The organism is Nocardia tenerifensis NBRC 101015 (assembly GCF_000308715.1).
Classification (GTDB): Bacteria; Actinomycetota; Actinomycetes; order Mycobacteriales; family Mycobacteriaceae; genus Nocardia; species Nocardia tenerifensis.
This window is the reverse complement of record NZ_BAGH01000253.1, coordinates 1-11,460: the sequence shown is the minus strand read 5'-3', so window position 1 is coordinate 11,460 and position 11,460 is coordinate 1. Positions and strand designations below refer to the sequence as shown.

General features: G+C 68.2%; 8 protein-coding genes. 3 read left to right on the top strand and 5 right to left on the bottom strand.

The window, feature by feature from the left end; translation table 11 throughout:
- Nucleotides 1-572 precede the first annotated feature (572 nt).
- Nucleotides 573-1,583, top strand: coding sequence for a malate dehydrogenase (locus ON39_RS19925; protein WP_040736502.1), 1,011 nt, complete (start codon nt 573-575; stop codon nt 1,581-1,583).
- A gap of 195 nt (nt 1,584-1,778) precedes the next feature.
- Here the strand turns inward: ON39_RS19925 and ON39_RS19920 are convergent, their stop codons facing one another.
- The 5 genes from ON39_RS19920 to ON39_RS19900 form a co-directional block, all read right to left on the bottom strand.
- Nucleotides 1,779-2,375, bottom strand: coding sequence for a BAR domain-containing protein (locus tag ON39_RS19920; RefSeq protein WP_040736501.1), 597 nt, complete (start codon nt 2,373-2,375; stop codon nt 1,779-1,781).
- A 443-nt stretch (nt 2,376-2,818) separates the two neighbouring features.
- Nucleotides 2,819-3,898, bottom strand: a complete 1,080-nt coding sequence (locus ON39_RS19915; RefSeq protein ID WP_040736500.1) for a 2-oxoacid:ferredoxin oxidoreductase subunit beta — start codon at nt 3,896-3,898, stop codon at nt 2,819-2,821.
- Nucleotides 3,895-5,904, bottom strand: a complete 2,010-nt coding sequence (locus tag ON39_RS19910) for a 2-oxoacid:acceptor oxidoreductase subunit alpha (protein WP_246003144.1) — start codon at nt 5,902-5,904, stop codon at nt 3,895-3,897. The genes ON39_RS19915 and ON39_RS19910 overlap by 4 nt, the downstream gene beginning before the upstream one ends.
- 132 nt (nt 5,905-6,036) lie before the next feature.
- Nucleotides 6,037-7,053, bottom strand: a complete 1,017-nt coding sequence (locus ON39_RS19905) for an Rv2578c family radical SAM protein (RefSeq protein ID WP_040736499.1) — start codon at nt 7,051-7,053, stop codon at nt 6,037-6,039.
- A 174-nt stretch (nt 7,054-7,227) separates the two neighbouring features.
- Nucleotides 7,228-8,226 (bottom strand): NAD-dependent epimerase/dehydratase family protein, encoded by a 999-nt coding sequence (locus tag ON39_RS19900; protein WP_040736497.1) that lies wholly within the window; start codon nt 8,224-8,226, stop codon nt 7,228-7,230.
- Between the two features lie 63 nt (nt 8,227-8,289).
- Between ON39_RS19900 and ON39_RS19895 the strand changes: the two genes are divergently transcribed.
- Together ON39_RS19895 and ON39_RS19890 are read left to right on the top strand one after the other, a co-directional pair.
- Nucleotides 8,290-8,766, top strand: a complete 477-nt coding sequence (locus tag ON39_RS19895) for a type VII secretion target (protein ID WP_246003145.1) — start codon at nt 8,290-8,292, stop codon at nt 8,764-8,766.
- Nucleotides 8,763-10,412 carry a hypothetical protein gene (locus ON39_RS19890; RefSeq protein WP_040736496.1) on the top strand — a complete coding sequence of 550 codons (1,650 nt, stop codon included), beginning with the start codon at nt 8,763-8,765 and terminating at the stop codon, nt 10,410-10,412. The genes ON39_RS19895 and ON39_RS19890 overlap by 4 nt, the downstream gene beginning before the upstream one ends.
- Nucleotides 10,413-11,460: the final 1,048 nt, after the last annotated feature.

The window sequence follows — 11,460 nt, the reverse complement described above, 5'->3', positions numbered from 1 at the left end:
CGCACTGTCTCTCGGGATCTGCACTCGCTTTTGGTCCCTAGAAGGGGTGCGGCGCCTGAGAGATGGTGCGGCTGTTGGTTCGTGCGCGGGGCGCGGGGCGTGGGCCGCTGGGTGCGTGGTGCCGGGATTCCGCACTGTCTCTCGGGATCTGCACTCGCTTTTGGTCCCAATACTGGGTGCGGCGCCCGAGAGACAGTGCGGCTGTTGGGAGCTGGCGTCAGGCAAGCGCGGGCTCGCGTCCGTGGTGTTGGCGATACGCACCGTCTTCCGGGATCTGCACTGTATGTGGACGCCTGGAAGGGGTTGATCTCGGGAAGTGGTGCAGATTCGTTGTAGTGCGCACCCGGCGAGCCCAGCGCACGCTCGGGGCTGGCTGGGCAAGCCGCACCCTGGCGCGTCGTCGGCGGGGTTATGTGGGGGCGACGACTGTGTGTGGCGGCAGGTTGTGCGTGTCGGCACGCCGGGGGGAAGGGGAGTTGGTGGGCGGCTGTCTCGTTGCTCACGGTGGGGGTTTGGGGGTGGTGAGAGTCGTTAGGGTGGGCGAGAGACCCACTACCGCTAGGAGTTTTCTCGTGAGCACCGGAGCTCGAAACGCGCCTGTGACCGTCGCCGTGACCGGAGGGGCCGGGCAGATCGCCTATGGGTTGCTGTTCCGGATCGCCTCGGGGGCGATGTTGGGTGCGGACACGCCGGTGCGGTTGCGGTTGTTGGAGATTCCGGCGGCGGTGGGGTCGCTCGAAGGTGTGGCGATGGAGTTGGAGGACGGGGCGTTTCCGCTGTTGGAGTCCATCGACATCAGCGACGACCCGTGGGTCGGGTTCGCGGGGGCCAACATCGCGGTGCTGGTGGGCGCGCGGCCGCGCACGGCGGGCATGGAGCGGTCGGACCTGCTGGCCGCCAACGGCACGATCTTCACCGAGCAGGGCGCGGCGATCAACGCCAGCGCCGCCGACGATGTGAAGGTCCTGGTCGTCGGTAACCCGGCCAACACCAACGCGTTCATCGCCATGAGCAACGCCCCGGACGTTCCGGCCGAGCGCTTCACCGCCATGACCCGCCTCGACCACAATCGCGCGATCGCACAGCTGGCCAAGAAGACCGGCGCGCCCGCGGCCGACATCGCGCGAATCGCCATCTGGGGCAACCACTCCGCGACCCAGTTCCCGGACCTCGCGCACGCCACCATCGACGGCCGCCCGGCCCTCGACCGCATCGATGACCCGGCCTGGCTGACCGACGACTTCATCCCCACCGTGCAGCAGCGCGGCACCGCCATCATCCAGGCCCGCGGCGCCTCCTCGGCCGCCAGCGCGGCCAGCGCCGCCCTCGACCACATCCACGACTGGGTCCGCGGCACCGCCGAGGGCGACTGGGTCTCCATGGCCGTCCCGTCCGACGGCTCATACGGCGTCCCCGAGGGCCTGATCAGCTCGTTCCCCGTAACCTGCGCCAACGGCACCTACACCATCGTCCCCGACCTCCCCCTGGACGACTTCGCCCGCTCCCGAATCGAAGCCACCGTCGCCGAACTGATCCAAGAACGCGACGCCGTAATCGACCTCGGCTTCGCCAAGCGCGCCTGAGCGAGTCCCACCCGGCGGCCTTGCGCTGCCGCACCGACGAATTCGCGCGTGGAGTAGTCCGCGCCCGAATCGAGGCTGGCGTCGTCGAACTTGATCCACGAACGCGACGCCGTGATCTGTGACTCGCAGTTATAGGTGACGGTGTCTTCGCACTGACTAGTGGTGTTGAATGCGAGCGTGCCCAGGGTGCGTTCTCTAGCCGGACAGGTTGTGTCGCATGCGTTCGAGTTCAGCGACCCGGTCATCGAGATCGACGTGCGCAGGCAACTCGATGCCCACGTCTTCCCGCAAGGCGTGCCGCAGCGTGCGGGTGGCGAAGCCGACGTCCTTGTTCAGGTAGGTGTCGATAGCCGTGATTCGTTCTGCCGAGCCCGTGCTCACGTCCAGGGCAGCCTGATACCCCGCGTCGATGCAGCGACTGACCTCCGATGTCACGAATATCGCGCGATCAGAGAGCACCATCTGCGCTCGGGCATAGCCTTCTCGGAAGTTCTCCCATGCGGCGTCGAACCTCGATGGGTCCGCAGAACCTGCGGCCTTCTCAGCGAGATAACGACGACCAGCAGTACGGAAGTAGTGTGCGGATGTACTCAGTTCAGCGTAGAGGGAACGCTTTTCGTCAAGTGCATCCTTGCGTGCGGTTTCACGCCGATCTTCGACTCGCTCACGTGACTGGATCTCAGTGTCCAGCCGCTTGCTCCGCAGCGCGAAGAACTGAGCCGCGATCGTGCCCCCCAAGGTGCTGATCGCGGTGATGGCGGCTACCGCCACGTTCGTAATATCCGTCCCCATAGTGAAATTATCTAGCGCGATAGGCGTCCGGTAACGAACGTTCACGAGACACTCTGGAGTGCTGAAGATTCCCGCAGGTCGGATCCCGCCGAATCTGTGCAGTTTGCCGTGTGCGTGCCAATGTCAACCTGCCTGGGGTTCGCAATACACTGCGCCGCACGCGAATCGGCTATGGGCGGATATCCACCCGCGACCAGCATCCCGAGGCCCAGCCCGACGCGGTCCCCACAGCTGGCTGCGAGCAGATCTTCGTCGACAGGGCCTCCGGGAAGCTCTCCTCCTGACCGGAGTTGAGCAAGGCGCTGCTTCGCCCAGGAACCGACGCCGCTGCCGACCTCGGCCGTGCCGAGCGCACCTGAGCGATTTCTCGTCCGCCAGCTGGCCTGCCGCCAGCTCGGGCTTACCTGCCGAGGGTGCACACGCGCAACTGATCCGGGCCGGCGTCAGCTGACCGTCCAGGTTTCCGGGCCGGTGAGCAGCGACTGGAGCGAGTCTTGGTCAACGGGCTTGCGCTCTCGCGCCGTAGCGATCTGGGCGCGCACCCCATCGTCGTAGGTGGGGCGGGTGACGCTGCGGAAGATGCCGGTGACCACGTGGTCCAGGCCCTGGTCGGAGAGGCGGGAGAGGGCGTAGGCGTATTCGGGGTTGTCGGTGTGGGCGTCGTGCACGATGATGTCGGATTCGGCGACGGTGTCGGTGGGCACTACCTCCAGGCCGAAACCGTTTCGAACGACGGCGAATTCGTTATCGGTCCCGAAGCGGATGGGCTGGCCGTGGTGCAGCGGGACGAGGTGGGCGGCGGCGTTGTCGCGGCGCAGCGCGTCGAAGGAGCCGTCGTTGAAGATGGGGCAGTCCTGCAGGATCTCCACGAAGGACGTGCCGCGGTGTTCGGCGGCGGCGCGCAGCACCTCGGACAGGCCCGCGCGGTCGGAGTCCAAAGCCCTTGCGGCGAAGGTGGCTTCGGCGCCGAGCGCGATCGAGAGCGTGTTGAAGGGGTGGTCGACCGAGCCCATCGGGGTCGACTTGGTGACCTTGCCTTCCTCGGAGGTCGGCGAGTACTGGCCCTTGGTGAGGCCGTAGATCCGGTTGTTGAACAGCAGGATCGTCATGTTCACATTGCGGCGCAGGGCGTGCACGAGATGGTTGCCGCCGATGGACAGCGCGTCGCCGTCCCCGGTCACCACCCACACCGACAGGTCGGGCCGGGTCACCGCGAGCCCGGTGGCGATGGCGGGCGCGCGACCGTGGATGGAGTGGATGCCGTACGCCTCGAGGTAGTACGGGAAGCGGCTCGAGCAGCCGATCCCGGAGACGAACATCAGGTTCTCCCTGCGCAACCCGAGTTCGGCGAGGAAGCCGCGTACGGTCGCCAGGATCACGTAGTCCCCGCAGCCGGGGCACCACCGCACCTCCTGATCGGTGGTGAAGTCCTTCACCTTCTGCGGACCCTCGGCGGCGGGCACCCCGGACAGCCCGGTCAGGCCGAGATCGGTGCCGACGAGTGAGGTTTCCACGATGGTCATTCGGTACCCCCGGTGACGTAAGTGGCCCGCGCTCGCGCGGCGAAGGCCTTGTCCTGTTCCATCTCCTCGATCGAGCCGTCGAGCGCGGCGTCGATGACCCCGACGAGTTCCTGCGCGGAGAACGCGGTGCCCGCGATCTTCGTCCACGGCTGCACGTCGACGAGGTACTTCGCGCGCAGCAGCAGCGCCAGCTGGCCGCCGTTCATCTCCGGCGCGACGACCGTGCGATAACGCCGCAGGACCGCACCGAGGTTGGCGGGCAACGGATTCAGATGCCGAAGGTGCGCCTGCGCGACCGGCACGCCGCGCCGGCGCGCGCGACGACACGCCTCACCGATCGGTCCGTAGGAGCTGCCCCAGCCGATGATCAGCAGTTCCGCGCGCCCTTCCGGATCGTCGACCTCGAGATCGGGCACGTCGATCCCGTCGATCTTGGCCCGCCGCAACCGAACCATCAGTTCGTGGTTGACGGGATCGTAGGAGATATTGCCGCTGCCGTCGGCCTTCTCCAGCCCGCCGATCCGGTGCGCGCGCCCCTTGGTGCCCGGCACGGCGAGCGGCCTGGCCAGGGTCTCCGGGTCGCGGGCGTAGGGCTGGAACGGGTCGGCGTCGTCGCCCTCCGGCTCGAACGCCGGGTCGATCGGCGCCAGGTCGGCCACGTTCGGAATCGACCACGGTTCGGAGCCGTTGGCGATCGCACCGTCGGAGAGCAGCAGCACCGGGGTGCGATAGGTGAGCGCGATCCGGGCCGCCTCGACCGCGGTGGCGAAACAGTCGGCGGGGGAGCGCGGCGCGAGCACGGCCACCGGCGATTCGCCGTTGCGTCCATAGAGCGCCTGGAGCAGATCGGCCTGCTCGGTCTTGGTCGGCAGGCCGGTCGACGGCCCGCCGCGCTGCACATCGATCACCAGCAGCGGCAGTTCGGTCATCACCGCGAGGCCGATGGTCTCGCTCTTGAGCGCGAGTCCGGGCCCCGACGTGCTGGTGACGCCGAGCGCGCCGCCGAGCGAAGCGCCCAGCGCCGCACCGATTCCCGCGATCTCGTCCTCGGCCTGGAACGTGGTGACGACGAAGTTCTTGTGCTTGCTCAGCTCGTGCAGGATGTCCGAGGCCGGGGTGATCGGGTAGGTGCCGAGGAAGACGGGCAGGCCGGCGAGCTGACCCGCCGTGACCAGCCCGTAGGCGAGCGCGGTGTTGCCGGTGATCTGGCGATACGTGCCGGGCGGCAGTTTCGCGGGCGCGATCTCATAGGTGGTCGCGAAGCTCTCGGTGGTCTCGCCGTAGTTCCAGCCCGCCCGGAACGCGAGCACGTTGGCCTCGGCGATATCCGGCTTGGCGGCGAACTTCTCCCGCATGAACTTCTCGGTGCCGCCGATCGGGCGCCCGTACATCCAGGACAGCAGCCCGAGCGCGAACATGTTCTTCGCGCGCTGGCCGTCCTTCTTGCCGACGCCGGTGGACTCGATGGCGCCGAGGGTGAGCGAGGTCATCGGGACGCGATGCAGGACGAAATCCGCGAGCGTGTCGTCGCCGAGCGGGTCGGCGGAGTAGCCGACCTTGGTGAGATTGCGTTTGGTGAACTCGTCGGTGTTCACGATGATCGTCGCGCCGCGCGGCAGATCCTCCAGGTTCGCCTTGAGCGCGGCCGGGTTCATCGCGACGAGTACGTCCGGCTGATCGCCCGCGGTGAGGATGTCGTAGTCGGCGATCTGGATCTGGAACGACGAAACGCCGGGCAGCGTGCCCTGGGGCGCCCTGATCTCGGCGGGGAAGTTGGGCTGGGTGGCCAGGTCGTTGCCGAACGCGGCCGCCTCGTGCGTGAAGCGATCGCCGGTCAGCTGCATGCCGTCGCCGGAGTCGCCCGCGAACCGAATGACTACCTTTTCCAATTTCGCTGTGTCGGCGGCCTTTTGGGCTGCGCCGGCCGCGCTGAGGACCGTGCCGGCCGCGCTGGGGGCCGTGTCGTCGTTGCGGCCCGTGCCGACATCACTGTGGTGCGAAACCATCTGCCTGCTTCACTTCCTCGTCGATGAGAGGGGTGCCATCGCCAACCTACTCCGCACCACGCGGTGCGTCCGCCCGATATGTGAGGATCGCTGGTGCCGCGTGGGGTTCACCGATAGCCGGTGCGCGTGGCCTCAGCCGAACAATGCCAGCTGAGGGTCGGCGGCGTGGGGACTTTCCGGTTGTGTCTCCGGTAGCGGCGGTATTTCGCGTTTCAGCGCGTGTCGCTGCAGTAGCGGCTCGACGCGCCCGCGTAGCCACTCCGCGTACTCGGGCGTCACATAAGCGCCACGACCGTAGAGCTGACGATACCGCCGGACCAGCGCGGGATGCTGCTCGGCGAGCCAGCCGAGAAACCAGCCGCGCGTGCTGCCGCGCAGGTGCATCGGGAAGGCGACGGCCGAGCGCGCCCCGGCCTGAGCGATCGCGCCGAACAGCTCGTCCAGGTGTGCCCTGCTGTCGGTGAGGTACGGAATGACCGGAGCCACCATCACATTCACGTCGAAGCCGGCGTCGGTGAGCGCGCGCACCATCTCCAGCCGGGCCTTCGGCGAGGGGGTGCCGCTCTCCAGTCCGCGATGCAGGTCCAGGTCGTAGATCGCGATGGAGACCGCGACGCTCACCCGCACCTCCCGGGCGGCGAGGGTGAGCAGCGGTAGGTCCCGGCGCAGCAGCGTGCCCTTGGTGAGAATGGAGAACGGCGTGCCGGAGTCGGTGAGCGCGCGAATGATGCCCGGCATCAACCGATATCGCCCCTCGGCTCGCTGGTAAGGGTCGGTGTTCGTGCCCAGCGCGACCGGCTCCCGGTGCCAGGAGCGTCGATGGAGTTCCTTGCGCAGCACGGCGGCGATATTCGTCTTCACGACGATCTGTGAGTCGAAATCCTTGCCCGCGTCCAGGTCCAGGTACTCGTGGGTGGGGCGGGCGAAGCAGTAGCGGCAGGCGTGCGAGCAGCCGCGCATCGGATTGATCGTCCAGTGGAACGGCAGGTTCGAGCTCTCCGGCATCTTGTTCAGCGCGCTTTTGCACAGCACCTCGTGGAAGGTGATGCCGTCGAACTCGGGGGTCTGCACGGTGCGCGTCAAACCCGCCCGGGTGAGCCCGGGCAGTGCGCCGTCGTCGGCGTCCAGGGTTTGGCTTTGCCACCGCACGCGTCAAGTCGAACATATGTTCGGCCGAGTTGCAATCCTCAGGCCCTGCCGTTCGAGCGGTGTCAGTGCCGTTTCGAAGATGGCAGGCGTTGGCGAAAGTTGGCAGCGCCTCTCTGCCGCGCAGAGAAAAGGCGACTGGCAGGGCCTGCCAGTCGCCTCGAAACTCCTTCGCTCTCAGGCGATCTGGCGAGTGTCCGGAGTCGCCGGTGTCGGATCGGCGAAGAACGCGACCAAATCGCGGACGGTCTCGTCGGTGGAGCGCGGGCGGTAGCCCAGTTCACGCTCGGCCTTGCCGTGGTCGACCACGGGGGCCGAGATCAGCGCGCCTAGCGCGGCTTTCGAGACGATGTCGGATTTGAAGAGCTTGCCGATCGGCGCGAGTACGGGGATCACGCCTGCGACGAGCTTGGGGGAGATGGAGAACTTGGGGCCGCGCTTGCCGCCGTGGCCCGCGGCGAGGCGGCACAGGTCCAGCATCGAGATCATCTCGCCGCCGAGCAGGTAGTTCTCGCCGGTGCGGCCGCGTTCGCCGGCCAGGATCAGACCCTCCGCGACGTCGCGCACGTCGACCAGGTCGAAGCCGCCGCCGATCATGGCCGGGATGCGGCCCTGCGCGGCGTCGCGCAGCGTGCGGTTGATGCGCGAGAGCGGCCTACTGTAGTCGAGGGGGCCGAACACGCCGGTGGGGTTGCACAGCACCGCGTCGAGGCCCTTGTCGATCACCTCGCGCAGCGCGACCTCGCCCGCCCACTTGGAGCGGTCGTAGACGGGCAGGGAGTTCTCCGTGGAGCGCGGGGCGTTCTCGTCGATGTGCCCGCCGCAGATGTACTGGTTGAACGCGTGGATCGAGCTGGCGTGCACCATGCGCCGCACGCCGACCTCGAGCGCGGCCTCGGCGACGACTCGGACGCCCTCGGTGTTCACTCGCCAGGCCAGGTCGTTCTTCTCCGCGAGGGTGATCACCGCGACCAGGTGGTAGACGATCTCCGCGCCGCGCAGGGTTTCCCGCATCGACGCCGGGTCGAGCACGTTTCCGCTCACCCAGGTGACGTTCGGCTCCGTCGTCTGTGGCGCCACCCGATCTATGGCCGTGACCTCGTGGCCACGCGCGACGAGCAGGCGGAGCAGATTCGTGCCAAGGTAGCCGGCTGCGCCGGTCACTGCGACCTTCATGGCATCGAGAATATAGAACTTGTTCTAATTTGCAACACGTTCCAGTTCCTTCCTATTCCCTCTGTGAACGCGCCGATGGGCTCGAAAGTTGCCGGTACCGTCGGCTATATTGAGCCCAACCGTAGCGGCCATGCCGTTCGGCAATGGGCAGACGGTGACGACGATGAAGTTGACGACACTGATGTGCACGACGATTTGGGGGGCAACTCGATGAGTGATCTCTCGGTAGAGACCGACGCGGTCCGGGCGTTCGCCGCCACGAACGCGGGCATCGCCGGTGATCTTGCGGGGGCGGGTAATTTCGACGCGGTCAAGAACGTGTCGGCACTCGTGCCGGTGTTCGGTTTGATCGGGGCCGATTACCTGGCGATGTTCGCGGCGGCACAGGTGCTGCAGGCCAAGGACATCAACGATCTCTCGGCCAAGTACAGCAAGCTCTCCGAGTCCGCGTTCAGCGCGGCCGCCGCGTACGACGCGACCGACTGGTCGAGTGCCGGCGCGCTCAACGCCATCGGCAACCAGATCGGCGGCGCCGTATGAAGCCACTCGACACCGGGGTGATCGCGCCCGACGAACTCGCCGTCGCGCACGCGGCCGACCAGAACGTGGCCATCGGTCAGCAGGCCGTGCTGGACAGCGCGCAGAACGCCGCCGCCCAGGCCGTGCTCGACGTCCCGCTCGGGCAGGTGCCCGACGATATGCCGCCCATCGAACCGCCGGAGTTCGTGCTGTCCAAGCGGATCAGCGACGACCAGCATGCCGCGCTCGCCACGCCGGCCGGGCTGCCCGGCCTCAACGGCAACCCGACGCCGGACGCGCAGAGCATCGCCGGTGTCCCGTCCGATGTCTCGGCCCTGCTCGGCGACACGCACACCGCGCTGCAACACGTCGCGGCCCCAGTGAACCAGGCGCTCGACCAGGCCGCCGGCGTGCTGAACGGCGCCGTCGGCTCCGCGCCGAGCACGGTCGCCGCCGCGGTGAGCCAGGCGACCGCCGCCATCCCGACCTCGCTGCCCGCACTGCCCGCCGACCCGGTCGCCGCGCTCATGCAGGGCGTCTCCGTGCCCGCGCTGCCCGGCGTCGACCTGTTGATGAAGCCGATCCTCGACCTGCTCAGCAGCTTCGGCACGGGCGTCATCGGCGCGTTCGACCCGACCGCCATCCTGAGCCAGTCGTCCAAGGTCATCGACATGGCGATGCAGGTCGGCAAGGGCAGCATGACCACCGTCGAACAGCTGTGGCAGAGCCAGGCCGCGCGCAACGCGCAGGCCACCAGCCAGCAGGCCAATGTCGAGGGCCAGGAGACCAGCAAGCGCGGCATCGACATCTCCGAGCTGACCCAGCGCGCCGCCGCGGTGGTGCAACAGGGGAACGCTCAATTGCTCACGGTCGCTTCGTCTTTCGCCACGCAGGCGGCGGCGATGGCGCCGGTGATCCTGACCCCGCCCGCCCAGGCCACGCTGATGGCCTCGGCGACCGAGCATCTCGGCCAGGCCGTCGGCATCGTCAATGCCACCCGCGGCGATCTCGCGGGGAAGACGGGCGAGCTCAGCGGCATGGTGCAGCAGCTGGTCGCACCCGGGGGCGGGCCCGCGCCGCAGGAGGTCGCGCAGGCGCTGGCGCAGAACGTCGGCCAGCCGCTGCTCGAGCAGGCCCAGTCGACCGCGTCCGACACCGCCACCCAGGCCGCCGGTCTCAACTCGACCACCGGCACCCCGAGCTCGACCACGCCGGCGTCGGTGCACAGCACGAACAGCCCGAGCACCACCAACCACGGCACCCCGACCGGCGTGCCCGGCAGCCCCAGCCGGACCGGCACGGGCAGCCCCAGCCGCAACGGAACCCCGAGCGTCCCCTCGGTGCCCAAGGCCACCGCGCTGCCCGGCACCAGCATGGCGCCGGTCCGTCCGATCAGCGGCGTCCCCGGCAGCACCGGCTTCGGCCCCGCCTCGACCGGCTCGCCCAGTACCACCACGGCCGGCGCGGGCAACAGCTTCATGGGCGGCGGCGCGGGCGCTGCGGGCCAACGCAGCGACGACGAGCACTCCCGCACAGTGCAGCCCTACCAAAGCGCCACCGGCAACGACGATCTCACCGGCCCGCTCGGCGAATCCACCCCCGACGTCATCGGCGCGACCCACTCGGACGAGTTCCTCACGTCCGACTACGAGCAGGACCAGTTCTAGGCGGACAGTCTTCGGGAAACATCGTCTGGTGCAGCCCGGTCGGAGCGGATGTGTCTGCTCAGGCCGGGCGGGTCGCTGGTGGGAGCTGGTGGTCAGGTGTGGAAGGCGGATCGAGTGCAATCGGTCCGGCGTGGCCCTGTTACGCGTGGCCCCGGGTGGTGTGAGACATCGCGACGTCGGCACCTCGTCGAGGCCGAGTTGGGCTAAGGCCCGGCACCATTGGCTTCAGGTTGGCGATCTGCAGTGGTGCCCGGTCGAGGCGGACAGTTTTCGGCGCATGACGCCCGATTCAGCCCGGTAGGAGCGGAGAGTGTCCGCTCAGGCCGGACTGGTCGCCGGTCGGAGCTTGGTCAGGTGATGAAGGCGGGCCGGCGGCGCGTAACGGGTTACCCGATGACCGCGGCGACGGCGGGCGCGGCGACTGAGGTGCCGATCAACAGCTGCCTGCATCCAAACGAACCTCCGGGTGGAGTCGTCGTGTGCGGGTTCCTCGAGTTCCGTGGCGAGCCGCCGCTGCAGCTCGGCGAGGAATGCCTTCCTCGGCGGCGTGAGACATCGAGACGCCCGACCATCGAGGCCGAGCTGCGGTGGGGCCCAGCGCTATTGGTCGCATGTTGGCGATCTGTTGCGAGCGGTGCCCGGTCTAGGTGGACAGTTTCGGCGCGTGACGCCCCGGTTCGGCGCGGTCGGAGCGGAAAGTGTCCCCTTAGGCCGGGCGGGGAGCTGGTGGTCAGGTGTTGAAGGCGGATCGAGCGCAATCGGACGAGCGTGGCCCTGTTACGCGTGGCCCCGGGTGGTGTGAGACATCGCGACGTCGGCACCCGTCGAGGCCGAGTTTCGATGAGGCCCAGCGCTGTTGGTCGCATGCGGGGTACAGCGCGGGGTGTGGGAGTGCGAGGCATGGGAGTGCGGAGTGCGAGGCGCTGGGGGTGCGAGGTGCGAGGTGCGGGGCGCCGGGGGTACGAGGTGCGAGGCGTGGGGGGTACGAGGTGCGAGCGTGCAACGTGCGGGGTGCGCGGTGCGAGGTGTGAACAGTTTGAGGTCGAGC

Coding starts and splice junctions, on each gene's coding strand:
- ON39_RS19920 (WP_040736501.1), bottom strand. CDS start 2,375: ATGGGGACGGATATTACGAACGTGGCGGTAGCCGCCATCACCGCGATC.
- ON39_RS19915 (WP_040736500.1), bottom strand. CDS start 3,898: ATGACCATCGTGGAAACCTCACTCGTCGGCACCGATCTCGGCCTGACC.
- ON39_RS19910 (WP_246003144.1), bottom strand. CDS start 5,904: ATGGTTTCGCACCACAGTGATGTCGGCACGGGCCGCAACGACGACACG.
- ON39_RS19900 (WP_040736497.1), bottom strand. CDS start 8,226: ATGAAGGTCGCAGTGACCGGCGCAGCCGGCTACCTTGGCACGAATCTG.
- ON39_RS19890 (WP_040736496.1), top strand. CDS start 8,763: ATGAAGCCACTCGACACCGGGGTGATCGCGCCCGACGAACTCGCCGTC.